The sequence below is a fragment of the Streptomyces sp. S4.7 genome, from assembly GCF_010384365.1.
Classification (GTDB): domain Bacteria; phylum Actinomycetota; class Actinomycetes; order Streptomycetales; family Streptomycetaceae; genus Streptomyces.
The window spans coordinates 2,848,511-2,872,274 of the sequence record NZ_CP048397.1 but is presented as its reverse complement, the minus strand read 5'-3'; the positions used below and the strand labels follow the sequence as shown (position 1 = coordinate 2,872,274).

19 protein-coding genes are annotated in these 23,764 nt (G+C 71.6%); 12 read left to right on the top strand and 7 right to left on the bottom strand.

All coding sequences use genetic code 11. The annotated features are described in order from the left end of the window. From SSPS47_RS12520 to SSPS47_RS12480, 9 genes are all read left to right on the top strand, one after another. On the top strand, positions 1 to 2,421 hold the full coding sequence (locus SSPS47_RS12520) for a TOMM precursor leader peptide-binding protein (protein ID WP_164251037.1): 2,421 nt from the start codon (positions 1 to 3) through the stop codon (positions 2,419 to 2,421). A gap of 37 nt (positions 2,422 to 2,458) precedes the next feature. Next, a complete protein-coding gene (locus SSPS47_RS12515) occupies positions 2,459 to 4,363 on the top strand; it encodes a TOMM precursor leader peptide-binding protein (protein WP_203558064.1) in 1,905 nt (634 codons plus the stop codon). 26 nt (positions 4,364 to 4,389) lie between these two features. Beyond that, positions 4,390 to 6,018, top strand: a complete 1,629-nt coding sequence (locus SSPS47_RS12510) for a nitroreductase family protein (protein ID WP_164251025.1) — start codon at positions 4,390 to 4,392, stop codon at positions 6,016 to 6,018. 35 nt (positions 6,019 to 6,053) lie between these two features. After that, positions 6,054 to 8,849: a lantibiotic dehydratase gene (locus SSPS47_RS12505; protein WP_239064869.1), complete on the top strand. Its 2,796-nt coding sequence runs from the start codon at positions 6,054 to 6,056 to the stop codon at positions 8,847 to 8,849. Further along, entirely contained in the window at positions 8,846 to 9,922 is a 1,077-nt protein-coding gene (locus SSPS47_RS12500; RefSeq protein ID WP_164251023.1) for a lantibiotic dehydratase C-terminal domain-containing protein, read from the top strand. Before SSPS47_RS12505 ends, SSPS47_RS12500 begins: the two co-directional genes overlap by 4 nt. Continuing rightward, a complete protein-coding gene (locus SSPS47_RS12495) occupies positions 9,919 to 11,052 on the top strand; it encodes a M50 family metallopeptidase (protein ID WP_164251021.1) in 1,134 nt (377 codons plus the stop codon). The genes SSPS47_RS12500 and SSPS47_RS12495 overlap by 4 nt, the downstream gene beginning before the upstream one ends. Before the next feature lie 48 nt (positions 11,053 to 11,100). After that, positions 11,101 to 12,054, top strand: coding sequence for an ABC transporter ATP-binding protein (locus tag SSPS47_RS12490; RefSeq protein ID WP_164251019.1), 954 nt, complete (start codon positions 11,101 to 11,103; stop codon positions 12,052 to 12,054). Between the two features lie 288 nt (positions 12,055 to 12,342). Beyond that, the gene (locus SSPS47_RS12485; RefSeq protein WP_164254538.1) at positions 12,343 to 13,098 is read left to right on the top strand and encodes an ABC transporter permease; all 756 of its coding nucleotides are present in this window, start codon (positions 12,343 to 12,345) and stop codon (positions 13,096 to 13,098) included. Further along, positions 13,095 to 15,104 carry a TOMM precursor leader peptide-binding protein gene (locus SSPS47_RS12480; RefSeq protein ID WP_164251017.1) on the top strand — a complete coding sequence of 670 codons (2,010 nt, stop codon included), beginning with the start codon at positions 13,095 to 13,097 and terminating at the stop codon, positions 15,102 to 15,104. The genes SSPS47_RS12485 and SSPS47_RS12480 overlap by 4 nt, the downstream gene beginning before the upstream one ends. Positions 15,105 to 15,251: 147 nt before the next feature. On the opposite strand, the gene SSPS47_RS12475 is transcribed toward SSPS47_RS12480, so the two are convergent. Beyond that, on the bottom strand, positions 15,252 to 15,428 hold the full coding sequence (locus SSPS47_RS12475; protein ID WP_078076938.1) for a thiazolylpeptide-type bacteriocin: 177 nt from the start codon (positions 15,426 to 15,428) through the stop codon (positions 15,252 to 15,254). A 220-nt stretch (positions 15,429 to 15,648) separates the two neighbouring features. Here SSPS47_RS12475 and SSPS47_RS12470 point away from each other — a divergent pair, with 220 nt between their 5' ends. Continuing rightward, entirely contained in the window at positions 15,649 to 16,929 is a 1,281-nt protein-coding gene (locus SSPS47_RS12470) for an amidohydrolase (protein ID WP_164251008.1), read from the top strand. Next, the gene (locus SSPS47_RS12465) at positions 16,929 to 17,201 is read left to right on the top strand and encodes a hypothetical protein (RefSeq protein ID WP_239064868.1); all 273 of its coding nucleotides are present in this window, start codon (positions 16,929 to 16,931) and stop codon (positions 17,199 to 17,201) included. The genes SSPS47_RS12470 and SSPS47_RS12465 overlap by 1 nt, the downstream gene beginning before the upstream one ends. 48 nt (positions 17,202 to 17,249) lie before the next feature. Here SSPS47_RS12465 and SSPS47_RS12460 read toward each other — a convergent pair whose 3' ends face one another. From SSPS47_RS12460 to SSPS47_RS12450, 3 genes are all read right to left on the bottom strand, one after another. After that, positions 17,250 to 18,245 (bottom strand): helix-turn-helix transcriptional regulator, encoded by a 996-nt coding sequence (locus SSPS47_RS12460; protein WP_237285711.1) that lies wholly within the window; start codon positions 18,243 to 18,245, stop codon positions 17,250 to 17,252. 483 nt (positions 18,246 to 18,728) lie between these two features. Further along, positions 18,729 to 18,971, bottom strand: a complete 243-nt coding sequence (locus tag SSPS47_RS12455) for a DUF397 domain-containing protein (protein ID WP_164251006.1) — start codon at positions 18,969 to 18,971, stop codon at positions 18,729 to 18,731. Positions 18,972 to 18,985: 14 nt separating this feature from the next. After that, entirely contained in the window at positions 18,986 to 19,837 is an 852-nt protein-coding gene (locus SSPS47_RS12450) for a helix-turn-helix transcriptional regulator (protein WP_164251004.1), read from the bottom strand. 173 nt (positions 19,838 to 20,010) lie between these two features. Here SSPS47_RS12450 and SSPS47_RS12445 point away from each other — a divergent pair, with 173 nt between their 5' ends. Next, the gene (locus SSPS47_RS12445) at positions 20,011 to 20,346 is read left to right on the top strand and encodes a hypothetical protein (RefSeq protein ID WP_164251002.1); all 336 of its coding nucleotides are present in this window, start codon (positions 20,011 to 20,013) and stop codon (positions 20,344 to 20,346) included. Between the two features lie 36 nt (positions 20,347 to 20,382). Here the strand turns inward: SSPS47_RS12445 and SSPS47_RS12440 are convergent, their stop codons facing one another. The 3 genes from SSPS47_RS12440 to SSPS47_RS12430 all read right to left on the bottom strand — a co-directional run bounded on the left by SSPS47_RS12440 (position 20,383) and on the right by SSPS47_RS12430 (position 23,677). Further along, entirely contained in the window at positions 20,383 to 22,629 is a 2,247-nt protein-coding gene (locus SSPS47_RS12440) for a tetratricopeptide repeat protein (RefSeq protein ID WP_239064867.1), read from the bottom strand. Positions 22,630 to 22,791: 162 nt separating this feature from the next. Further along, positions 22,792 to 23,415 carry a DUF6879 family protein gene (locus tag SSPS47_RS12435; RefSeq protein WP_164251000.1) on the bottom strand — a complete coding sequence of 208 codons (624 nt, stop codon included), beginning with the start codon at positions 23,413 to 23,415 and terminating at the stop codon, positions 22,792 to 22,794. After that, on the bottom strand, positions 23,408 to 23,677 hold the full coding sequence (locus SSPS47_RS12430; RefSeq protein ID WP_164250998.1) for a hypothetical protein: 270 nt from the start codon (positions 23,675 to 23,677) through the stop codon (positions 23,408 to 23,410). The genes SSPS47_RS12435 and SSPS47_RS12430 overlap by 8 nt, the downstream gene beginning before the upstream one ends. Positions 23,678 to 23,764: the final 87 nt, after the last annotated feature.

The window sequence follows — 23,764 nt, the reverse complement described above, 5'->3', positions numbered from 1 at the left end:
ATGGCTGCAGAAGCGACAGCGACTCCTACGGCCGTCGCGCCTCCGGCGGCAGAGCAGACCGGGACGGCGTCCGCTTCGGCGTCGGACGCTCCGGCTGCCCCGGCCCCGGCCCGGACCCCGGTGGCGTCCGCCTTCGACGCCCTGGCCGGCACCAGACCCCGTGTCCGCCGGGACGTGCTGTTCACCGAGACGCCCGGCGGGGTCCTGTTCCACAACGCCGACGGCGGTTTCCACCTCACCGGCCGCACCGCCTACCGGTTCGCCTCGCTGATGGTGCCGCACCTCGCCGGCCACCACCGGCTCGGCGACATCTGCCAGGGCTTCGGACCCGCCCAGCAGGCCATGGCCGCCGAGCTGGTCAAGACGCTCTACGAGCGCGGCTTCGCCCGTGACATACCCGAGGACGAAGCCGACCCCGACACCTCGGACGCGTCCGGCGCCCCCGACGCCCTCACCGACGCGGTCACCACCCGCTTCGCCGCCCAGATCGCCTACGCGGACCACTACGCCGACGGCGCCCTCGCCCGCTTCCGCCGCTACCGCACCACCCGCGTCGCGATCCTCGGCACCGGCCCCGTCGCCCGCTGGTGCGCGCTGAGCCTCGTCCGCAACGGCTGCGCGGGCCTCGCCGTCGAAGGTGACGCCGACAGCGACCCGACCCTGCTCGCCGAGATCGCCGAACTGGCCGCCCAGGACTGCCCGGTGACCCTCGACAGCCTCACCGCGCACCCCGGCTGGAGCGCGCTCGACGGCTACGACGTCGTCGTCGTGACCGGCCCCGACGCCTCCGCCCGCACCCACGCCCTGCTTCTCGCGGGCGTGCCGGAGGGCACCACCCTCATCCCCGCCTGGACGTTCGGCCGCAGGTCGGTCACCGGGCCGCTCAGCAAGGCGGGTTCGACCGGCTGCTGGTCCTGCGCGGTACTGCGCCTCGGCGGCAACACCGACGCCGGTACGGCCGCCGACATCTGGAGCGAGGTCGCGGGCGGCGCCACCGGCGGCGCCTCGGGACGGTCCGCGCCGACCGGCCCCGTCGCCGCGATGTCCGGAAACCTCCTCGGCTACGAGATCTTCCGCCTCACCACCGGTGTGCTGCCCGCCGAGACCGAGGGGCAGGTTCTCGTCCAGGACCTCGAATCCCTCGACGTCATGGCCGAGCCCGTCCAGCCCCACCCGCGCTGCGCGCTGTGCGCGCCCGCCGCCGTGGCCCCGCGCCCCGCGCTGCCCGGCGGACTGACCCTGCCCGTCACGCCGACCGTGGAGAGCGCCGGCGACGCCGAGGCGCTGGTCGAGGACCTCAACCGGATCAGTACGGTGCTGGTGCGCCCCTTCACCGGCGTCTTCGGCCGGTACGACGACGAGAGCCTCACCCAGACCCCGCTCAAGATCAGCCGCGTCGAGCTGGCCGTCGGCCACGGACCGCGCAGGCGGATCGCCGCCTTCGACGTGCACCACCTGGCGGGCGCCCGGCTGCGCGCGCTGTACGCGGCTGCCGAGGCGTACGTCGAGCACGTCGTGCCCATCGTCCCCGAGACGCTCGCGCCCGGCGCCCCGGCACCCGACGACGCGGTCCTCCCCGACCGTCTGACCACGGGCGGCGGCACCGGCGCGGGCGCCGACGCGGTCGGCGCCTGGCTCACCGCGACATCGCTGCTGACCAAGGAGTCCGTAAAGGTACCGGCCGCCGCCGTGCGTCCCTTCGGCCCGTACAACACCGAGCGGCTGCACCAGGCGACCACCGCCGGCGCGGGCGCGGGCCCCACCCCGCAGGAGGCGGCGGGCCGTGGTCTGCTGTCGGCGCTCGCCCACGGCGCGCTGCTGCGCGCGGTACGCGGCGAGGCACGGGGCGCGCTCGTCACCTCCCCGGCCGCCGGCGAGCCGGACGCCGACCCGGAACTGGTGTTCCTGCTCAAGTCGGTGCCGAACGTGGGGATCCGGGCCGAACTCGTCGACCTCGGCGAGCAGGAGCACTCCGGCGCCCATGTCGTACTGGCCCGTGAGACGGGCGGCGTGGAAGGGGACCGGCCCGAAGGGCTGGGACGCTGGGCCGTCGCGGCCGGGCTCTCCCGGACCACCGCCGCGTGCGCCGCGCTGCGCGACCTCATCGGCCAGGTGCAGCTCGACGCCGAGGACCCGGCGACCGCGGTCGACACCGGCGACCCGCTGATGGGTGAACTCGCCGCGGCCACCGTCCTGTTGACCGCCGACCCGGTCGCCGCCGACGCGACGGCCACCACCTTCGACGCGGTCCTCGACCGGCTTCGCGAGGCCGGGCGCGACGTGCTGTACGTCCCCACCACCCCGGCCGACCTGCCCGCCGGCGGCATCAGTACGGCGCGCGTCCTGCTCACCACCGGTCCCGCCACCGGTCGCGACGGCGCCGTCACCACCGGCGTGGAGGGTGCGCCCGATGCCCGTTGAGCCATGGGCGCGGTCGGCCCACGACCTCGCCACCCTGATGCGCCGCGGCCTCGACGCGGCCTCCGGGCCCGCCCCCGTGCTCGACGTCGCGCCGCTCGGCGTCCACGACGCCTTCGCCCACGAGGGACCGGTCGACGAGGGGCCGGCCGGCGGGGAGCAGGGGGACGCCGTGCCCGTCCGGTTCTACGGCCGGCACGCGGTCGTCGGACCCTTCCCGGAGCCCGGCGCGGCCACGCACCGCCCCTGCGCCCGCTGTCTCGCCCGCCGCTGGCAGGGCGTGCGCTCCGTCGCGCTGCGCGAGGCCCTGGAGCTGGGCTCCGGCACCAGGGCCGCCGGGGAGTCCCCGTACATCACCCCGTTCACCGCCGACGCCCTCGCCGGGATCGTCGCGGCCAGACTCGCCGGGAAGGGGCCGTCGACCGGCTCCTTCCCGGCGGTCCACCTCGTGGACCTGCAGACCCTTCAGGTGCGGCACTACCCGCTCGTGCCCGACCCCGAGTGCCCGCGCTGCGGACGCGCCGAGGAGGACACCGCCGAGGCGGCCGTCCTCACGCTCAACCCCGCGCCCAAGCACAAGCCGGGGAGCTTCCGGCTGCGCGACATCAGCGCGTACGAACTGCCCGTGGAGCCGTACGCCAACCCCGTCTGCGGCTCCCTCGGCCCCTCCGTCGTGCAGGACATCTCCTCCGCCTCGACCTCGGCCACCATCGGCTGCTTCTCCATGCGCAGCGGCGACTACCTGCGTGAGACGTTCTGGGGCGGCCACGCCGACACCTTCGCGCAGAGTGTGCGCATCGGTGTCCTGGAGGGGCTGGAGCGGTACGCCGGGATGCGTTCGCGCGCCAAGGTCGCGGGCGTCCACGGCTCGCTCAACGGTCTGCGGGCCGCCGGTGAACGCACACTCGATCCACGTGAAGTCGGCCTGTACTCCGAGGAGTTCCACAAGGCCAACCCGCGCGTCACCCCGTTCCACCCCGACCGTGAACTTCCCTGGGTCTGGGGCTACTCGCTCCGCGACCAGCAGCCCGTTCTCGTGCCGGAGGTGCTGACGTACTATCACGCGCCCGGTCTGGAGAACCGGTTCGTGCAGGAGAGCTCCAACGGCTGCGCGTCCGGCGGCTGTATGGAGGAGGCCGTGTACTTCGGCCTCATGGAGGTCGTGGAACGCGACGCCTTCCTCCTCACCTGGTACGGACAGGCCGCCCTGCCCGAACTCGACCCGCGCACCAGCACCCGCGCCGCCACCCGGCAGATGGTCGACCGCCTGGAGATGTACGGCTACGAGGCCCGCTTCTTCGACACCCGGATCAGCTTCCCGATCCCCGTCATCACCGGTGTCGCCGTCCGCCCCGACGGCGGCAGGGGCCGGATGTGCTTCGGCGCGGGCGCCGGACTCGACCCCGAGTCCGCGCTCGCCGGGGCGCTGTGCGAGATCGCCACCGACGCCGTCAACCTCCAGGGCCGTACCGAACGCGACGAGGACAGGCTGCGCGCCATGGCCACCGACTACGACAAGGTCGCGGCGCTGCACGACCACCCGCTCGCCTACGGCATCCCGGAGATGGGCGACAACGCCCACTTCCTGATCGGCGAGCCGGGCGCGCCCCGGCCGCCGAAGCGGTCTTTGGCGCAGGCGTACGGTGACGGATCCCTGCCGCCCGTCTCCGACGATCTGCGCGAGGACCTCACGCGGTGCGTGAGTGCCGTCACCGACGAGGGATTCGACGTGGTCGTCGTCGACCAGACGATGCCCGAACAGCGTGACCTCGGCCTGACGACGGTCTCCGTGATCGTCCCCGGCCTGCTGCCCATCGACTTCGGGTGGACCCGGCAGCGCGCGCTCGGCCTGCCCCGGTTGCGCACCGCGCTGCGCGAGGCGGGGATGCGGGAACGCGACCTGACCGACGCCGACCTGAACCCGGCGCCGCACCCCTTCCCCTGACCCGAACCCCCGAGAGGAGTCCCACCATGGGGTACGCCCATGACTACGCCGCCGCGATCATGCAGCGGGGCCGGGTCCCGATGGCACCGGCCGATTTCGTGCCCAACTGGTCCGACGGCCCGCGCAAGGCGAAGTACTACCCCGGGGTCGACAGCCTGCCGCTGCCCGTCGCCGGCTATCCGGCGGACGCCGGCCTGGACCGCGCCTTCGGCGGCGGCGCGGGAGCGAGGGGCCCGGCCACCGGCGAGGCGGCGTTCGACCTGACGTCGCTCTCCGGCATGCTCCTCGACTCCTACGGACTGACCGGCCGCCGGCTCGGCGTCCAGGCCAACACCGACCTGAGCGCCCTGCCCTTCTACCCGCTCGCCAACTGGTCGCGCGGCTCCGCCTCCGGCGGCGGCCTCTACCCCGTGAGCGTCTACTGGGTCTCCGGGCCGCGCGGGCCCGTCACGCCGGGCGTGCACTACTACTCCACCCGCCACCACGCCATGCAGCGCCTGCTCACCGGCGACGTGTCCGGCGAGGTGCGCGCGTCGCTGGGCGGATACGGAGCGGACACCGACCAGTACCTGGTCCTGGGCATCAAGTACTGGCAGAACTCGTTCAAGTACAACAGCTTCTCCTTCCACGCCGTGAGCATGGACCTCGGCGCCGCCGTGCAGACCTGGCGCATGTGGGCGGGCGCGCGGGGGCTGGCGGTCGAACCGGCGATGTGGTTCGACGAGGCGCGGCTCCAGAGGCTCCTGGGCGTACAGGGCGAGGAGGAGGGCGTGTTCGCGGTCGTCCCGCTCAAGTGGGCATGCGCGCAAGGCGGTTCGAGCCCGGCCCCGGGCCTCGCCGGGCCGGGCGCCGGGTCCGTCTCCGTGCGACGGCGTGATGTCGAGCGTTCGCGCGAGGTCTTCACCTTCGACGCGCTGCTGAGGATGCAGGAGGCGACGTCCGCGCACGCCACCGAACGGCCCGCCCCCGGCGCGCTCGCCCCGGCCGCCGCACCCCCGGCCGACGCGGACCTGCCGGTCGCGGCGCTGCCCGCCCCGCGGCCGATGCCCGCCGACGTACGGACGGTGCTGCGCCGCCGGCGCAGCAGCTTCGGCCGCTTCGACGCGAGCCGGCCCGTCACGGGCGAACAACTGGCGGCCTGCCTCGCCGCGTCCGCCGCGGGCTCACGCCTCGGCGGCGACACCGGCACGGGCGAGGGCGGCGACGGTGTACGGCTCACGAAGCTGTACGCGTTCGTCAACCACGTCGAGGGGGTGGAGCCGGGCGCCTACGAGTACGACCCGGACGCCCGTGAGCTGCGGCTGGTCAAGGCGGGCCGCCCCGGCGAATTCCTCCAGCGCAACTACTTCCTCTCCAACTACAACCTGGAGCAGGCCGGCGCCGTACTGGTGCCCACGATCCGTACCTCCGCCGTCCTCGACGCCGTCGGCGACCGCGGCTACCGCCTCGTCAACGCCACCATCGGAGCCGTCGCGCAGTCCCTCTACACGGCGAGCAGCGCACTGGAGCTGGGCTGCGGTGTCGCCCTGGGCTTCGACAACGTCTCTTACATCGAGGAGTTGGGGCTCGACGCCACCGGCGAGGCCCCGCTCCTGATCATGATGATCGGCAACGAGCGCCCCGCACCCGCCGACTTCCGGTACGAGATCGCCTGAGCCCGAGCCGATGACCAACCGGATGGGGAAGCATGATGTCTGACCAGGTTTACGATTCGCGGGACCAGGACCCGAGACGCGCGTTCATGCTGCGCGTCGCCGGGCTGCCGATCGAGACCGTGCGCGCCCTGCGCTGCCCGGCGAGCCGCCGCTGGGCGGACTCCGTGCTCGCCGAGGACGAGCGGCTGCGGGCGGCGGGGGAGCGCGTCGGCGATCTGCTGCACGATCTGGTCGGCCGCACCGGTGACGGCGCGGACGCCGGGCCCGACGAGGCCGCCGACCGGCGCGCGCTGCTGAAGCTGCGCCGCGAGGTGTTCAACAACCGGCTGCCGCAGCGGCCCGGCGAGGCCCTCGCGCTGGTCGCGGGGCGCGACGCGGCGGCGGGCGAGGCCCTGTCGCGGTGGCTGCTCGACCGCCGGGACCTGGCCGCGCTGCGGGCCACCGGCGCGGAGCTGTTCGCGGGCGAGAGCGCCGATGCGCGCGCCGCGCTGCGCGCCGTCGCGGGGGAGGAGCGGCTGCGCAAGGGGCTGCTGCTGGCCTCGCCGACGCTCGACGCGCAGATCGACGCGTTCGTGAAGGGGGAGGGCAAGCCCGACAAGCGCCGCAGGAAGATCGAGCGGTCGCTGCTGTCGTACCTCTACCGCACCGTCTGCAAGACCAGCCCGTTCTCCACGTTCACCGGGGTCGCGCTCGGTGAGTTCGACGAGTCCCGGGACGGCTCGGCCGGCGGGGACGGCTTCGAGGTGCGGTTCGCCGAGAAGTGGACCGGGCACGCGCGGCTCAACGTCGTCGCGCTGGGCCGCCTCGCCGAGTGCGTCATCGCCGATCCCGTACGCCGCGCCGATCTGCCCGTCGCCCCCGCGTCCGGCTGGGGCAGGGACGACGACCGGGTGCGTTACGTGCGCCGCTGGATCACCACCGGCGACGACGACACCGCCGTCACCTTCGACGCCGTGAAGGACCGGCTGTTCTTCCTGCGCCGCAGCGGCACCCTGGAGCGGCTGCTCGACTTCTTCGAGGAGAACCCGGCGCTGCGCTACGGCGAGCTGGCGGCATGGCTCGCCGAGGACGCCGGGGCGGGGGCGGCGGAGGTCGAGCAGTACCTCGCCGCGCTGCTGGACCTCGGCATGGTCCAAGTACCCGCGCTGCGCACGGCCGTTCACGACACCGACCCGCTGCGCGCCTTCCAGCGGTCGCTGCGCGAGCTGGACCGGCCGTGGGCCACCGGACTGGCGGACCGGCTGGACGAGGCCGTGGCGCTGACCGACCGGTTCGCGGGGGCGGAGCCCGCCGAGCGCCGTGAGGTGCTCGCCGCGCTCCGGGCCACGCTCGGCGACGTCCAGCTGGAACTGGGCGCCGAGAAGCCGCGGGTGCCGCAGACCCTGCTGTACGAGGACGCGGCGGCCGGGCGTGAGACGTCGATGGACCTCGGCGCCTGGCGCGAGCTGACGGCGGAGCCGCTCGGCCGGGTGGAGGGCGTACTGCCGGCCTTCGATCTGACACTGCCCCAGCGCGTCACGTTCAGGGGCTTCTTCCTCGCGAGGTACGGACAGGGCGGGCGCTGCGACGATCTCCTCAAGCTGGTGCACGACTTCCACGAGGACTTCTTCGACCAGTACATGACGTTCACCGCGAGCCGTACGACCTTCGACGCGGACGGCCGGTACGTACCCGAGGTGAACTGGCTCGGGCTGCCGCAGCTGAAGGCCATCGACTCGGCGCGGCAGATGTTCATCGACAAGATGCGCGCGCTCTGGGCCTCCGGGGCTGAGGAATCGGACGCCGACATCGATCTCGACGCCGGATTCCTCGCCGACATCACCGCGGAACTCGCCCCGGCCGCACCGAAGTTCGCGCCGATGAGCCACCACATCCAGCTCGCCGACCGCCCGCACGACCCGCTGATCGTCCTCAACCGCTCCTACGGCGGACTGTCCTTCCCCTTCAGCCGTTTCACCCAGTGCTTCGAAGGGCTCGACACCGCCCTGCTGGCCGCCGCGGACCAAGTGCGCCCGCCGGGCGCGGTGTTCGCCGAGGTCACCGGTGGCACGGTCACCAGCAACCTCAATCTGCACGGGCGGCTCACCGAGTACGAGATCGTCTGCCCCGGCGAGAGCGGCACGCTGCCGCAGGAGTACCGGATCCACCTCGACGACCTGTACATCGAGCACGATGAGACCGACGACCGGCTGGTGCTGCGCTCGACACGGCTCGGCCGCGAGGTCGTCCCCGTCTACCTCGGCTATCTCGTGCCGCTCGCCCTGCCCGAGCTGCCCCGCACCCTGCTGCTCCTCTCGCCGACCTCGATGGCCCCGCTCAACGTGTGGGGCGGGGTCCCGGAGAGCGCGCCGGTGGGCGGAGTCACCCGCAGGCCGAGGGTGCGGCACGGCAGCGTCGTACTGAGCAGGCGCAGCTGGAGCGCGCCCGCCGCCGAGCTCCCGCTGCACACGCCGGGGACGTCCGACGACGAGTGGTTCCTCGGCTGGCACCGCTTCCGGCGCGCGACCGGGCTGCCGGACCGGGTCTTCGTGACCGTCTCGGACACCGGGGCGCGCGGTGCGACGGGCGCCAAGCCGCAGTATCTGGACTTCGACAGCGCGCTCTCGCTCACCGCGTTCGAGGCGCTGCTCAGGACGGCCGAGGCCCGCGTGGTGTTCCGCGAGATGCTGCCGGACGAGGACGGGCTGCACGCCGTCTCCGACCGCGGCGCCCATGTCGCCGAACTGGCCGTCGAAACGCTGGCCGGGGCGCCCGAGCGTGTCCCGGACATTCCCGAACTCGTATCCGCGGAGCTCGTGTCCGCCGACTCCGCACGGAGGGACGCCTCATGACCGCCCCCGGCCCCTGGCAGGCCACGCACGTCTTCTACGCCGCCAACCCGCGGCCCTTCCTGCTCCAGTGCGTGCGTCCGCTCGTCGCCGAGCTGGAGGCGGAAGGCCTGATCGACAACTACTTCTTCATGAACTACTGGCTCGAAGGCCCGCACGTACGGCTGCGCCTCAAGCCCGTCAGCGAGGCGGCGGCCCCCGCCGTACGCGCCCGCACCGAGCAGGCCGTCGACACCTTCCTGGCCGAGCGCCCGGCGCTGTACGAGGTGGACTCCGGGTTCCTCAACGACTTCTACAACACGCTGTTCGAGATCGAGTTCCCCGGCAGCGAGCGCGGCCACTACATGGACGACAAGGGCCGGATGAATCTGCGCCCCAACAACTCGCGCAGCGCCGAGCCGTACGAGCCGGAGTACGGCAAGTACGGCGGCCCCGCCGGGATCGAGCTGGCCGAGTGGCACTTCAGGCACTCCAGCGATCTGGTCATCGAGGCCCTGCGCACCAAGAACCTCCACCTGCGGACCGTGCTGCTCGGCACGTCCGCGCAGCTGATGATGGTCATGTCGGGGACCTTCCTGCCCGAGGACCGTGAGCTGACCGACTACCTGGAGAGCTACTACGAGTTCTGGCACACGGCGTTCCCCGGCACGGGCTTCATCGGGACCGTCGAGTACGACAAGAACTACGCGGCGATGGCCCCCGGTCTCACCAGCCACTTCGCCCGTATCAGGGCGGCCGTCGGCGCCGGTGAGCCCGGCCGGCTGCCCGGCTTCCTGGCGGGCTGGGCCGAGCACTGCGCCGAACTGGAGCGCCGCGCACGGAAGCTGACCCTCGACGGCGACCTGGTGTTCCGGTCCTGGGACGGGGAGCGGGACGAGCGGGTGACGGACCCGGCGGTCGCGCTGCCGCTGCTGCTGTCCCCGTACATGCACATGACCAACAACCGGCTGCACGTCACCATCCGCGACGAGGCGTATCTCTCGCACGTACTGGGCCGGACGCTGCGGGAGTCCGTCGCACCGGCCAGGTCCGGGACGGAGCCCGAGACGGAGGCGGAGGCGGTGGCCGCGCCATGACCGCTCCCGCGGACCGTGTCCCGACCGACCGGTACCGTCCGGCTCTGCGTCCCGACGTGCTGGTCAGCGACGAGTTCCTGCTCGGCGCCAGGAGCGTGCACCTCGTCAAGAACCCGCGGAGCGGCAAGTCGTACGAGGTCGGGGTCAAGGAACACTTCCTGATGGCGCGCATGGACGGTACGCGCGGTCTGGAGGAGCTGGGCGCGGAGTACGCGGCGGAGTACGGCAAGCGCCTCGGCGACGCCAACTGGCAGCGGCTGCTGGGCATGCTGGGGGTCCGGGGGCTGCTGGAGGGCGGCCCCGCGGCCCCGCCCGCCGAGACGGCCGGGACCGCCGCCACCGCCGACGAGCCGGCGAAGCGCACCCTGCTGCGTGGCACGCTCCCGCTGGTCGCCGACGCCGACGCGACGGCCGACCGGCTCCACCGCGCCGTCGGCTTCCTGCTCGCCACGCCCTTCATGGTCCCGCTGCTCCTGCTGATCACCGCCATGGAAGTGGTCGCGGTCGCGCGGCTCGGCGAACTCGTCGACGGCGCGTCGGCTCTCTTCACCAACCCGGTCCTGCTCGCCGGCGTCGCCGCGCTGCTCTGGTTCAGCACCGCGCTGCACGAGCTGGCCCACGGGGTGGTGGCGAGACGCTACGGCGGGCAGGTCGCCGAGATCGGACTGCGCTGGCGCCTGCCCGTCGTGATCATGTACTGCACGGTCGACAACTACCTGTATCTGCGAACGCGTTGGCACCGGATCGCGACCGCCGTCGCGGGCGCGGTGATGAATCTCGCCGTGCTGCTGCCGTTCTGCGCGGTCTGGCTCTTCGTGCCGGTGGACGACGCCACCGGCGAGGCGCTGGCCGGGCTGCTGCTCCTCGGCAGTGTGCAGGCGCTGGCCATGCTCGTACCGTTCCCGCCGCTCGACGGGTACAAGATCGCCGCGCAACTGTGCGGCGCGACCGCTCTGGCCGCGTCCAGCCGGGAGTACGTACGGCTGGCCGTGCGGCGCGATCCGGCGGCGAAGGCGTACCCGCGCCGGGCCCGTACCGCCTACCTCGGCTACACGGCGGGCTCGCTGCTCGCCCTCGCCGGCATCGTGGCGGCCGTCGTCGCGCTGGTCGTCCATCTCGTCGCCGACTGAGCCCGCATCCGCACCCGTCACACCCGTCCCGCCCGCAAGGAGACCCGCATGACCCCCACCCCCGCCGACGGCTCCGCCGGCGACTCCACCGAAGGACCCGCCGTCGTCCTCGACACGATCCACAAGCGGTACGGGGAGAAGCGGGCCGTCGACGGCATCTCGCTGACCGTCCCGCGCGGTGAGTTCTTCGGGCTGCTCGGCCCCAACGGGGCCGGCAAGACGACCCTCGTCGAGATCATGGAGGGCCTGCGCCGACCCGACTCGGGCTCGGTCACCGTCCTCGGCCGGCACCCCTGGCCGCGCGACCCCGAACTGCTGCCCCGGCTCGGCGTGCAGACGCAGGCGTCCGCCTTCTTCGTACGACTCACGGCGCGCGAGCACCTGGAGACGGTCGCCGCGCTCTACCGGGCCGACCGGGAGGCCGCGACGCGCGGACTCGCCGCCGTCGGCCTCGCCGAACAGGGCGACGTCCGCGTCGACGACCTCTCCGGCGGCCAGCGCCAGCGGCTGGCCATCGCGTCCGCGCTCGTCCACGACCCCGAGCTGATCTTCCTCGACGAGCCGACGGCCGCGCTCGACCCGCAGGCCCGCCGCGCGCTGTGGCAGGTGCTGCGCGCGCTCAAGGGCGCCGGGCGGACCATCGTCTACACCACCCACCACCTGGACGAGGCCGAGGCGCTCTGCGACCGCGTCGCGATCGTCGTCGACGGCAGGATCGTCGCGCTGGACACCCCGGGCAAGCTGGTCGCCGCCAGCAGCTCGCTCACCCGGCTGGTGGTCCCCGCCGACCGGCTCTCACTCACCGACGCGCGGGCCATCCCCGGTGTGCTGCGGGCCACCGAGGACGGCGACTCGATCGTGCTGGAGACCGAGGACTCGGGTCCGGTGCTGTCGGCGGTCGACGCGCTCGCCGGACTGCACGGCGTACAGACACGCACCGCCAGCCTGGAGGACGTGTACCTCGAACTGACCGGCAGCCCGCAGGCCCAGGGCGTGTTGTGAAGGTCCCGTCCGGCTCACGACGCCTGGCACGCGCGCTCACCGCGTTGTCGGAGTCGCCCGAGTACGCCCGGTACGAGGGCGATCCTCCGCCTCGCGATCGCACGCACCAGACGCCGTGAACCCCACCCTCCGGGCGGACGGCGCCTCTTCCGGAACACGACCCGCCCCGACGCCCCGGACCCCGACGCCCGCACTGAGAGACGGAGCACCGACACGATGAGCACCACGAGCGCCACCGGCAACCCGCCCGGTCCCGGTACGACCACGACCACGGCGCGCCCACGCGCCATGAGCGCCTACTCCGCGCTGAGCAAGGCCGGTTACAAGGCGTACACGCGCGACAAGACCACCCTCTTCTTCACCTTCGCCTTCCCCCTCCTCTTCCTGATCGTCTTCGGCCTGATCTTCCACGGCATGACGGTCGAGGAGAGCGGGCGCCCCTACATCAACTACATCGCCCCCGGTGTGCTGTCGTGGGGTGTCGCCAACGCCGCCGTCTTCGGCGTCGGGTTCGTCATCATGCAGTGGCGCCGCGACGACCTCCTGCGGCTGATCCGGATGACGCCGACCCCGCTGCCGACGATCCTCGGCTCGCGCTACGTGCTGGCGCTCGCCATCGGCACCGTGCAGGCCGCGATGTTCGTGCTCGTCGCGATGCTGCCGTTCTTCGGTCTCGAACCGGCGGGCAGCTGGCCGCTGGCGCTGCCGGTGCTGTTCCTCGGCATCACCGCGTTCCTCGCGGTCGGCGTGATCGTCGGCTCGTTCGCGAGGACACCCGAGGCGGTCGCCGCCGTCGCCAACTGCCTGATGGTGCCGATGGCGTTCCTCTCCGGGTCCTTCTTCCCGCTCGACGCGATGCCCGGGTGGATGCGAGACCTGTCGCTGGTCCTGCCGCTGCGCTACTTCAACGACGGCATCTCCGCCGCCATCACCGGTGACGGGGGCGGCGGCGACATCCTGGTGGCCTGCGGCGGCATCACGGCCTTCGCCGTCGTCTTCGGCGCGATCGCGCTCAAGACCTTCCGCTGGAGCGACCAGTCATGACGACGGGGACGGCCACGGGAACAGCCGCGGGGGAGGAGGCGGGGGCGGCTGTGGCCCCCGCCGACGGCAGCCCTCTGGAGCGCGGCCGCGCTCACCTCCAACACGCCCTGGACGTACGGTTCGAGGCCGCCGCGTCCACCGCGTCCGCCGAAGGAGCTCTGCCCGCACCGCTCGTGGTGCCGCTCGGCGCCGCCGACGTCCTCGGCTTCGGGCTCCCCGACCCGTACGCCGCCGTACGCCCCCGGGCCAATGTCCAGCTCACCGCGCGCGCCGTCCTCGTCGGGCCGTGGGGCACCGAGGCGGGCACCGCCTGCGGCCAGTGCCTCGCCATCCGCTGGCAGCGGCTGCGCAGCCGCTCCGAGCGCGAGGCGCTGGAACTGGGCCACGAACCGCGCGGCTGCGCCGACTGGCCGCTGCTCACCGACTACACCGTGGACGCGGTCTGGGCGGCGTATCTCGCCGTCCGCACGGGGGAGTTCACCCCGCCCGCCACCGGCGCCCCCGACCGGGAGCTGCCGCAGGTCACCCGGATCGACCTCGGCACGCTCGCCCTGGCGACGTTCCCGCTGCTGCCCGAACCGATCTGCCCCTCCTGCGTCCCCGAGCGCCCGGACACCGCCGAGTCCGCCCGCATGCGGCTGACGGCCAAGCCCAAGCCGGACCCGGACGGCTACCGGCTGCACCCGCTCGGCTCGTACCCGCTGCCGACCGCCGCGCTCGCCAACCCCGTCTGCGGCGCGCTCGGTTCGGACACCTGGATCAACCCGACGTCCACCACGACCGCCCCCGTCGCGGGCACCAATTTCGTACGGGGCTACGCCGGTCTCAACGACGTCACCTGGAGCGGCCAGGCCAACAGCTACTCCACCAGCCGGACCCTGGCCTTCCTGGAAGGGCTTGAGCGGTACGCGGGCACCCACCGCCGCCGCGGCACGAGCCCGGTCGTCGACTCGTACAACAACCTCGCGGCCGACGCGCTCGACCCGGCGGACCGCGGCTTCTACTCGGACGCCACGTACGAGAAGGACCACCTGGTCAGCCCGTTCGACCCGGACCGGCCGATCCCCTGGGTGTGGGGCCACTCACTGCGCGACGAACGCCCGATCCTCGTCCCCGCGCGTCTGGCGCACTACAGCGCGGGCGTCGAGGCCGACAACTTCGTCTTCGAGTGCTCCAACGGCTGCGCCACCGGCGGGAGTCTGGAGGAGGCGATCCTCTTCGGCCTGCTGGAGCTGATCGAACGCGACGCGTTCCTGCTCGCCTGGTACGGCCGCGCCAGGCTCACCGAGATCGACCTCGGCTCGTGCGGCAGCGGCACGATCCGCACGATGCTGGACCGGGCCGCGCTGCACGGGTACGACGTGCACGCCTTCGACACCCGGATGGATCTCGCCGTGCCCGTGGTCACGGCCCTCGCCGTGCGGCGCGACGGCGGGCTCGGCACCCTGTCCTTCAGCGCCGCCGCCGGCTTCGACCCGGAGGGCACGGTCGACGCCGCGCTGTCCGAAGTCCTCACCTACATACCGCACCTGCCCTACCAGGTCGCCGAACGCGAGGGCGAGCTGCGCGACATGGCGGGCGACTTCCGCAAGGTGCTGCATCTCAAGGACCACGCGCAGCTCTACGGCCTGCCGGAGATGGCGCGGCACGCGCGTGAGTACCTGGAGCCGACCGCCGTGCGCACGCTCGGTGAGACGTACGCCGACTGGGCCCCGGTCCGGCCGCGCACCGGCGATCTGCTGGACGATCTGCGGCTGCTGCGCGATCAGTTGGCGGGCGCGGGGTACGACGTGATCGCCGTGGACCAGACGACGCCGGAGCAGCGGCGGATGGGGCTGCACACGGTCAGCACACTCGTGCCCGGTCTGCTGCCGCTGGACTTCGGGTGGACGCGGCAGCGCGCCCTGCTGATGCCGAGACTGCGGACGGCGCTGCGGGTGGCCGGACGGCGTACGGACGACCTGCCGGAGTCGGACATCAAGGCGGTTCCGCATCCGTTCCCGTAGCACCCCTCCCGCAACTCCCCGGGTCCTCCCGGGGCGTTACGGGCCGCCGGGCCCCCGGCACGACGGCAGCCGGCCCCTCGCCCGGTGGGTGTACCCACGGGGAAAGGGGCCGGCGGGATCCGAACAGACCCTGACTGCGAAGCCGGATCAGGCGGAGCAGGAGGTGGTGCTGGTGGTGCTGGAGCAGGTGGACGTCGAGGAGCACGACGTGGAACCGGCGAGGACGACCTCGGACGCGTCCGAGTAGTCCGAGATCTCGAAGGTCTCCGACTCGAGCTCCAGGATCTCGTCGGCGAGGGTGGCGAGAACGGTCTTCGGGGCCATGAGGGTCTCCTTCGGTCACCGGGGCTCCACCGGCCTGTCCGGTGCAGCTCCCTTGCGATGGCCCCATTCCACCGGTGGGCGCTGTCAGTTGGGCCCGGCTTTCGCTGTCACATCGCTGACACCTGGTGTCAGCGGAACGCAACGCGGGTGCGCGTGCTCTGACGCACGCTCGAACCTCAAGTAATGCTCAAGCAGATCCAAGCAAGGAGGTGAGCGGCGCATGACCGACGCGCCGAACGGGGACACACTCCGAGCATCCACGCCCGCACCGGAACCGGATTCCGCGTCCGTCGGCCCCGCCGCCGTGCCGCGCGAGACCCTGCGGGCCGCCCTCGGGCTCTATCTCGAACTGCACGCCCACCCGGAGCTGTCCGGCGCCGAGACCAGGACCGCCGCACGCTTCGCCGCCCAACTGGAGGGCGACGGCGCCACCGTCACCCGCGGCATCGGGGGCCACGGCGTCGTCGGTGCCCTGCGCAACGGACCGGGACCGACCCTCCTGATCCGCGCCGAACTGGACGCCCTGCCGATCGCGGAACGCACCGGCCTGGCGTACGCGAGCACCGTGCCCGGCACCATGCACGCCTGCGGCCACGACCTCCATCTGGCGTCCGCCGCGGGCGCGTTCGCCCTGCTCGCGGCGGAGACGGACACCTGGAACGGGACCCTTTTCGTCGTCGGCCAGCCCGCCGAGGAGACCCTGGAGGGTGCGGACGCGATGCTCGCGGACGGTCTCTACGAGCGGTTCGGCATCCCCGACACCGTCCTCGCCCAGCACACCGCGCCCCTGCCCGCCGGGACCCTCGCGCACGGCCGGGGCCCGATGATGGCGGCGAGCGCCGCGCTGGACGTCGTCATCCACGGCCGCGGCGGCCACGCAGGCACCCCGCAGCTCACCGTGGACCCCGTCGTGACGGCCGCCGCGACCGTCATGCGCCTGCAGACGGTCGTCTCCCGCGAGACGGCGCCCTCCGACCAGGTCGTCCTGACCGTCGGCTCCCTGCGCGCGGGCAGCCGGGGCAACGTCGTCCCCGACGAGGCGGAGCTGAGCATCACCGTTCGCGCGGCGACCGACCAGGCCCTGGAGCGGGCCGTGGAAGCGGCGAGACGGATCGTACGGGCCGAGTGCGCCGCCTCCGGATGCGCCGAGGACCCCGACATCACGCTGGCCTCCCGCTCCCCGGCACTGCTTCCCGACCCGGCGGCCACGGCGACCGTACGCGCCGCCCACGAGCGGGAGTTCGGCAGACACCGGGTGCTGGACTGGCCGGGCTCCATGGCCACCGAGGACTTCCCGCGCTTCGCGGTCGACGGTGTGCGGACGGCATACTGGATGGTCGGTACGACATCGCCGCGGCAGTGGCGCGAGGCGCACTCCGCCGCCCGGCCGGTACCGCCCAACCACTCGGCCGAATTCGCCCCCGACGTGCGGACCGCCCTGCCGGCCGGTATCGCGGCCATGGCGACGGCCGTCAGGCAACTGTCCAAGGAGACACGGTGATGATGACGGCCCAGTGGGACGTCGAGGACACCCCCGGCTACGTGGAGGTGGTGACGGTCCGCGAGGACAGCACCGCCCCGTCCGCCGAAACGACGGTCATCCGCCTGCTCGGCCTGCTGCCCGCCCACTGGAGATGCGTGCCGGAGGCCGCCGAGGACCGGATCCGCCTGTGGATCGCGCGGGACGGTGCGACGACCGACACCGACATCCACCGGGCGGTCCGCGCGGTCCTGTCGGACACGGCGCTGTGGGGCTGGGCGGAACAGAGCTGATCGCGTCGCGGACCTCGTCGTCCGCCTTCCGGGCGATTCCGCCGTCGTTCAGATCCAGCCCCGTTCGCGGGCCAGCAGCGCGCCCTGTGCGCGGCTGGCGGCGCCCAGGGACTGGAGGAGGTCCGCCACATGTCTTCGGTAGGTGCGGACCGAGATGCCCAGTTCACGGGCGCCCGCCTCGTCCTTGCCCACCGTGCACATCGAGATCAGCACCTGCTGTTCGATCTCGCTGAGCCCGTCCACCGCGTCGGACGCCTCCTTCGTGACGGTCAGGAGGTCGTCCGCCTGCGTCCAGATCTTCTCGAACAGGGCGATGATGTTGGAGACGAGTCCGCTCTTGTGGGCCAGCAGCGCCCCGCGTGCGGTGTTCTGGGGGTCCACCGGCACCAGGGCCGTGCGGCCGTCGTACACCAGGATCCGTTCCGTGATGTTCTCCGCGACGCGGATCTGCGCTCCGCGTTTGACCAGTTCGCGCAGGTACTCGCGGGTCGGCAGGTCGTCCAGCGCGGCGGCGAGCACCACATTGCGGATGCGCACGCCGCGCCGCAGACATCGCAGGTCCAGCGGGCGGGACCGTTCGATGTTCTCGGCCGAGAGTTTCGTGTACGGCTCCACGGACAGGATCTCGTCACGCGCGAAGAACGCGAGGTCGTCGATCCGGTTCCGTATCTCCGACAGGCCCTCCAACTGCTCGATGCCCTGCACCGGGGGCAGCCGCGAGCCCTGTTCGGCGCGCAGCCCGTCGACGAGGTCACGCGCCTGCATCACGCGGCGCAGCTCCTCGTGGAGCGCGTTGAGACGCGCGTCCGTCAGCCGGGCCAGCGCCACACCGGGGTCGGCGGGGGAGACGCACTCGTGACTGCTGTCGGGATGGAGCAGGCCCAGCTCCCGCAGCCGGTCGAGGCTGCGCCTGGCGTCGTCCTGTTCGGTATGGACCAACAGGTGGATGTCGTCCGCCGATGTATCGGGATTACGGAGAAAATGCCGGTAGATCTCTTCCTCGGCCGGAGAGACGCCGAAGACGGACATCTCGTTGTCGCCCAAGACTTGGCCTCCGCTACTTGATCAGTTCACGCCGAGGACGGGTGGGGGTGTCGGTGCCGGGTGGTGCGGTCCGCCGGCCTCGCCGCACGGCGCGGGGGACCTTGGAGAGAGTAAAGGCAACGCCATGACTCTGTAGCCGATCTTGCGTGGAACTGTGTTGTAGATGTGGGTGAACCGTGCGTGTCCTCACTTACCGCCGCCCGCCCGCCCGGCGCGCCGCGTTGCGCGGCGGTCCGGCGGACTGGCGTCCGTCTCCCCGTGGGTGGTCTCCGGGCAGTCTCCCCACGGTCTCCGGGGAGTACACGGAGCGCGCGTGGAGTACGCGGGGAGCGGGGTGGACAGCTGCCTCCGTGGGATCAGGCGGAGGAGGCTCTGGCGGCATGGCAGGCGGACGGGTCGCCCGACCGGACCGTGTTGGCATGACGGTCGACGGCGACGCGCAGACAGTCTTGCCCGGAGACCCGGGACGGACCGAGTCGGCGGCTACCGGTCCGAGCCGAGCCGCTGCCGCGCCGGGCTGTCGGCGTCCGCGTCGGCGAAGTGGTCGAACTCCCCTGCTTTGACGCCGAGTATGAAGGCGCGGAGCTTTTCGGGTGTGGTGGTGACGATGGTGTCGGGGTCGTCGCTCTCGCGGATCTTGACGGTGCCGTCGTCGGACGCGGAGACGTTGACGCAGCTGTTCGCGTTGGCGCTGAACGAGGATTTCTGCCAGTTGAGGACGGACATGGGTGACCCTTCTGTCAGATGTCTTCCGCGATCCGGCGGATCAGCACACGAGACGCTGCTGGCTTGAGGCTACAACCCTCCATACGGTCCAGGAGGGTCTGGTACTTCGCCAACTGCGGTGGGGTATCGAGGAACTCGGCGCCATGTTCTGAATCGAGTTGGACCGTGTCGAGGGCCGGGACCGTGTCGGCCATGTAATGGATGTTCTGGCCCGAACCGGGGAAAGCGCCGACACCGAACGGGATCACCAGGACGGTGATGTGTTCCCGTTCGCTCATGGCGAGGAGGCTGTGCAGTTGCGCACGAGCCACCTCCGATCCGCCGAAGCCCATACGTAGGGCGGCCTCATGGACGATCGCCGTGAGCGGTGTCGGGTTCTCGCCGTACAGCACCACCTGCCGCTTGATGCGGTACGAGACGCGGTGCTCGATCTCGGGTGGTGTGAGCGCGGGGACGCCTTCGCTGATGACGGCATGCGCGTGAGCCCGAGTCTGGAGCAGTCCTGGAATATGGATGACCGATGCCGTGCGCATCGCGCGGGCATGGTGCTCCAGCTCCGCGAGGTCGAGGGTGTCGGGCGGCAGCATGTCGCGGTACTCGTCCCACCAACCGCGGGTCCGTCCCCCGGTCATCTCCGCGAGCGCATCGATCAGAGCCTCGTCCGCGCAGGTGTAGCTACGGGCCATGGACCGGACGCGATCGGCGCTCACCGCGAAGCGTCCCGTTTCGACGCTGCTGATCTGTGGTTGAGACGAGCCGAGGAGCGCGGCTGCCTTTGTCACGGACAGATCCATCTGTTCGCGCAGTCTGCGCAGCTCCGTACCAAGGCGCCGTTGCCGCATGGACGGGAGGCTCTTCCGGACCATGACTCCCCCTCACTCGTTCTGATGTATCTGACTTTTCGGCTCCATGGATAGTAGCGCCTGGGCTACGGTGTGAAGCACGCCACTTCAACTGGCCGCGCCTCACGGCGCCTTACTCGCCATGCCCAACCGCATCAGCCGGGCGGGCGTCACCCTCTCGCCGACAGGGGAAATTCATGACGACCGTTTCGCCGCAGAGCGCCGCCCCGGAGCCGTTCGACTTCGCGCGGGAGGTGTACGAACTCGTACGTGACACCGCTCCCCGCCTCTTCGCGGTCGTTGAGGAGTACCGCCCGGGCACGGAGGACGCCGACGCCGTCGTCGTCGCGTGGGGACTCGCGTACGCGGACGGCACCGCCGAGGTCGTCGGCGTCGAGGGACACCGGCGCTGGCAACTCGCCGCCGCCGAACACATCGTGCGGTACTTCGGCCGTGCCGAGGACCTGTCCGCCCGCCTTGTCTGGCTCACGACCCCCGACGCGGACGCGCGCACCGAGGCGTGCGCGGCCTGATCGCCAAGTCGGCAGCTCGGCCTTCCGCCGTGGAACTTACGCGCTCCGCTCAGTGAGGCGCCGACGCATGGCCACCGCCCGGTCGTCGTCGTACGGGGCGATCAGCCGCAGCGCCTCGGACCTGTGCGGGCCGGCGTCGTCCAGCGCCGAAGCCAGCGCCTCCAGGGCCAGCGCCTCGTGCCAGGAGTCGCCCAGATCGTGGTGCACGGCAGCCGCCCGGCGGTGGAAGTGCGTGGCCTCTTCGGGTCTGCCGAGTGCCTGGTACGCCTCACCGGTGCCGTACCAGGCCATCGCCTCGCGGCTGCGGTTGCCGAGGCGCCGGTGCAGGTCGGCGGAGCGCTGGTACGAGGCGAGGGCGTCCGCGTGCCGGGTCAGGGCCAGTTGGGCATCTCCGAGCGTGAGCAGCCAGTAGCCCTCGTAGATCTGGTCGCGCAGGGCCAGTGCGATGTCCATGGCCTCTTCGGCCGAGCCGAGGGCCGCGTCCAACTCGCCTCGCTCGCGCTGCAAACAGCTCAGTACGCGAAGTGCGTTGCCCTCGCTGCCCGCGTTTCCGAGTGCGCGGTGGGCGGCCAACGCCTCTTGGACAGATACCGAAGCCACGTCCAGGCGCCCCGCGTTGTACTGCGTGGTCGCCAGATTCGACAGGGCCGAGGCCGCCCAGCCCTCGGATCCCGCTGCCCGCCAGAGCGTCGCCGCTTCCTCGAAGTGCGTGGCGGCGGCGTTCAGTTGACGGCGACGCAGATGGATGAGGCCGATCAGATTCAGTGAGTCCGCCTCATCGGCCCTGTCGCCGTGGGTGCGACGGATGGCCAGCGCCCGCTGATGGCAGTCCAGGCTCTCGTCCCACGCGTTGATCCGGTGATGTGCCATGCCCAGACAGGTGAGGAGATGCGCCTCGGCGACGGAGTCGTTCACCCGGCGAGCCGCGGCCAGTCCGTTGGCGCCCACGGCAAGCCAATCGGTCATGGACGCGGAAGGCGGCTGGACGTACCACAAGACAAACGCCAACTTCCATGCCAACACGTCGTGTTCACCGGAGACGGCAGCTCCGACCGTCCTGAGCAGGTTGGTGTGTTCGCGCTCCGCCCAGTCCATCGCCGCGTCGTAGTTCGCGAAGTCCATCGGTCGGACGCCCTCGGGCAGTTCCGGGAGAGATACGGGCTCCTCCGCGGGGGCGAGCCTGACCCGTGCCGCCTCCGCGGTGCACAGGTACCAGCTCAGCACCCGGCGAAGAGCGGCTTGTCCCTCCTCCTGGGGCTCATCGTGCCGGGTGAGCCCGGCAGCGTACGCGCGCAGCAGGTCGTGGAACTGGTAGCGGTCGGGCCCCGTCTGCTCCAGGAGATGGGCGCCGACGAGGGAGTCGAGCAGTTGGCGGGTCTGTACGGCGGGCAGTGCGGCGAGCGCGGCGGCGGCGGGCAGACCGAACTCCGGTCCTGGATGCACGCCGAGCTGCCGGAAGAGCGTCGCGCCCGGCTCGGACAGGGCGCGGTAGGACCAGGCGAACACGGTGCGGACGGCCTCGGCCTCTTCGGCGTCTCCGATGCTGAGCGCGTCCCAGAGGGCGGATTCGTCGCGCAGTTCGGCGATCAGGTCGGCCAGGCGCAGATGCGGGTTGCTCGCGGCGCGCTCCCCGGCGATGCGCAGGGCCAGCGGCAGCGCCGCGCACAGCTTGGCGAGTTCCGCGAGTTCGCGAAGGTCGTCCTCGGGCCGGTAGCCGGCGGTCACCGCGCGCAGCAGGGCGACGGCTTCCGGCTCGGGAAGCGTGCCGAGCGTCAATCTGTGCGCCCCGTCCCGTATGGCGAGTCCGGAGAGCCTGCTGCGGCTTGTGACCAGCGTCAGGCACCGGGTGCCGCCGGGCAGCAGCGGGCGGACCTGCGCGATCGTGGCCGCGTTGTCCAGGACGATCAGCATCGTCCGGTCGGCCAGGAGAGAGCGGTAGAGCGCGACGGCGGCGTCGGGTTCCTGGGGCACGGAGTCCGCCCGCACGCCAAGGGCGGAGAGAAAACCGCGGAGGGCTTCTTGGGCGCTCAGCGGCTGAGCGGGGTCGTACCCGCGCAGATTGACGTACAGCTGACCGTCGGGGAAACGGTCACGGACCTGGTGGGCCCAGTGCAGTACGAGGGAGGTCTTGCCGGCACCGGCGGTGCCCGCGACGACGCAGACCGAGACGACGACGGGTGCGCCGCCCTCGCCGTCCTGGCTGGGCAGAACAGCGTTCAACTGGCCGAGTTCGCTGGTGCGGTTGATGAAGCGGTGAATGTCGCCGGGTAACTGGCGCGGCACGGGGCCCTCGCGTCCAGCCCCGCTCCTTCCCTGCCCATGGAAGTGGATCCCGCCGGTGACGCTCCCGGCTTGAACGACGTCGTGGGACGTCCCCGACAGGTCGTTGCGCGAGCTGTCGGGAGCGCCCGACGCACCGCTGTGCTCGTTGATGATGTGCTCCGGTTAAGGGACGGGTGCGGGCAGGGGTGCGATCTCACGGGCGAAGTACGGGGCGATGTCCTCACCGATCTCGAACAGCGATCGGATGTACCGCTCCCAGGAACTGACATGGTGCTCGTCGGTGAAGCGGATCGAGCCCATCGGTACCCCGGAGTCGCTGTAGACGACGTTGTAAAGGGTCTGGCTGCCGATGACCAACATTTCTGGGAGCTGCTGCGTTCTCTCGGCATGCGCAACCTGGTCCGCAGTGACGATCCGTACGCGACTCCCGCCCAACTCGGCATGCTGTCGAAGCCAGTACAGCTCCCACTGCACGTACGGGGTGATGGGATACTCGACAATGCGAACCCGGTGAAGGGTGTATCGACGACTCCTGTCCTTCGCGGCTTTGGCGAGTACGTCGTCCCGATCCTCGGCGAAGAGGCGAAGGACTTCCTGCCAGTCACCACGCGTGAGCGCGTCCCTGCTGGGATCGTTCTGCTCCTCGAAATACTGCCGTCGTTCCAGTTTCCACGCGGTGCCGTCCTGGATCGACGTGTCGCGTTCCCTGAAGTCGCGCTTGTAATCCTTGCTGACGAGGCGCTCACCCAACTCGGGATCGATCGTCGGCACGTTCAGATCAAGCATCCGGAATATCTTTCTTAGCGGCGCTGAGCATATTTCCGGGGATCACGACGACGCGTTCGTCTACCGACAGGGAGACTCCGGAAGGCAGCCTTCCCGAATAGTCGGCTGTGAGATCTCGACCTATGACGGCGATGTCGCCGTTGTCGAGCTGCCAGATGTCCGGGCAGTCTTCCGTGTCCTTCGAATTCCCAAGTCCTTGCGCCGTTTTGCCGAGGCGTCGCTCGAATAACGCGGACGGATCTGCTTCCCAGGGGCGGTTCACTCGTTACCTCCGAGTGTGAGAATTCAGGCGGATGGCTGTCACAGATTCTACCGGCGTCGATTACACAGAGCAACGTCGTTCGGCGGC

Bases quoted from the DNA above. Each gene is read 5' to 3' on its own strand.
- SSPS47_RS12520 (WP_164251037.1), top strand. From the start codon at position 1: ATGGCTGCAGAAGCGACAGCGACTCCTACGGCCGTCGCGCCTCCGGCG.
- SSPS47_RS12515 (WP_203558064.1), top strand. From the start codon at position 2,459: ATGCGCCGCGGCCTCGACGCGGCCTCCGGGCCCGCCCCCGTGCTCGAC.
- SSPS47_RS12510 (WP_164251025.1), top strand. From the start codon at position 4,390: ATGGGGTACGCCCATGACTACGCCGCCGCGATCATGCAGCGGGGCCGG.
- SSPS47_RS12505 (WP_239064869.1), top strand. From the start codon at position 6,054: ATGTCTGACCAGGTTTACGATTCGCGGGACCAGGACCCGAGACGCGCG.
- SSPS47_RS12500 (WP_164251023.1), top strand. From the start codon at position 8,846: ATGACCGCCCCCGGCCCCTGGCAGGCCACGCACGTCTTCTACGCCGCC.
- SSPS47_RS12495 (WP_164251021.1), top strand. From the start codon at position 9,919: ATGACCGCTCCCGCGGACCGTGTCCCGACCGACCGGTACCGTCCGGCT.
- SSPS47_RS12490 (WP_164251019.1), top strand. From the start codon at position 11,101: ATGACCCCCACCCCCGCCGACGGCTCCGCCGGCGACTCCACCGAAGGA.
- SSPS47_RS12485 (WP_164254538.1), top strand. From the start codon at position 12,343: ATGAGCGCCTACTCCGCGCTGAGCAAGGCCGGTTACAAGGCGTACACG.
- SSPS47_RS12480 (WP_164251017.1), top strand. From the start codon at position 13,095: ATGACGACGGGGACGGCCACGGGAACAGCCGCGGGGGAGGAGGCGGGG.
- SSPS47_RS12475 (WP_078076938.1), bottom strand. From the start codon at position 15,428: ATGGCCCCGAAGACCGTTCTCGCCACCCTCGCCGACGAGATCCTGGAG.
- SSPS47_RS12470 (WP_164251008.1), top strand. From the start codon at position 15,649: ATGACCGACGCGCCGAACGGGGACACACTCCGAGCATCCACGCCCGCA.
- SSPS47_RS12465 (WP_239064868.1), top strand. From the start codon at position 16,929: ATGATGACGGCCCAGTGGGACGTCGAGGACACCCCCGGCTACGTGGAG.
- SSPS47_RS12455 (WP_164251006.1), bottom strand. From the start codon at position 18,971: ATGTCCGTCCTCAACTGGCAGAAATCCTCGTTCAGCGCCAACGCGAAC.
- SSPS47_RS12450 (WP_164251004.1), bottom strand. From the start codon at position 19,837: ATGGTCCGGAAGAGCCTCCCGTCCATGCGGCAACGGCGCCTTGGTACG.
- SSPS47_RS12445 (WP_164251002.1), top strand. From the start codon at position 20,011: ATGACGACCGTTTCGCCGCAGAGCGCCGCCCCGGAGCCGTTCGACTTC.
- SSPS47_RS12435 (WP_164251000.1), bottom strand. From the start codon at position 23,415: ATGCTTGATCTGAACGTGCCGACGATCGATCCCGAGTTGGGTGAGCGC.